Raw genomic sequence first — 529 nt, 5'->3', positions numbered from 1 at the left:
TCAAAAATTGATAAATACGGCCATAATGACAGTTGAGGCTAGTTAATTGTTACTTTGGTCACCTAATTCAAAGAAAGGTCTGTAGGGTTTATGTATGTAGGCAGTGCTAAAAAGAAGCAGTCGATATTAGGTTTGATTCCACTGTTTAAAGCGGTTGAAGACTTGGGGGCAGACCCGGAAGAACTTTTGCGGCGCAGGGGGATGTCCTTGCAGAATATGAATGGTGCCGCCGTGATTGAGCAATCTTTGGAGCTGGATATCGTGTCAGAAGCAATAGACTTACTGAATGACCCTATTCTTGGTGTCAAGGTAGGCAGTCAGGTGACATTTACCTCATACGGTACCTATGCAATGTTGCTTATGAGTGCACCAAATTTTGACCAGGCTTTGAAGGTTGGCGCTCAATTTCAGTCATTATCACTGCTCTTTTCACATATGACTTTGCATTTTGATAAAGATTGGATAGAGCTACGTTATACCTTACCAGAGGCCTCACCTAAACTCAGGACATTTATTGCCGACAGAGACC

The 529-nt window shown here is 42.7% G+C and carries 1 protein-coding gene; it reads left to right on the top strand.

The window, feature by feature from the left end; translation table 11 throughout:
• Positions 1-90 precede the first annotated feature (90 nt).
• Positions 91-529: AraC family transcriptional regulator ligand-binding domain-containing protein (locus tag A3763_RS06090; RefSeq protein WP_156494960.1), on the top strand; the 439-nt coding region annotated here is incomplete at its 3' end.

The sequence above is a fragment of the Oleiphilus sp. HI0128 genome (assembly GCF_001635365.1).
Note: the sequence above shows the minus strand (reverse complement) of the source record. Positions and strands in the feature narration are given on the sequence as shown.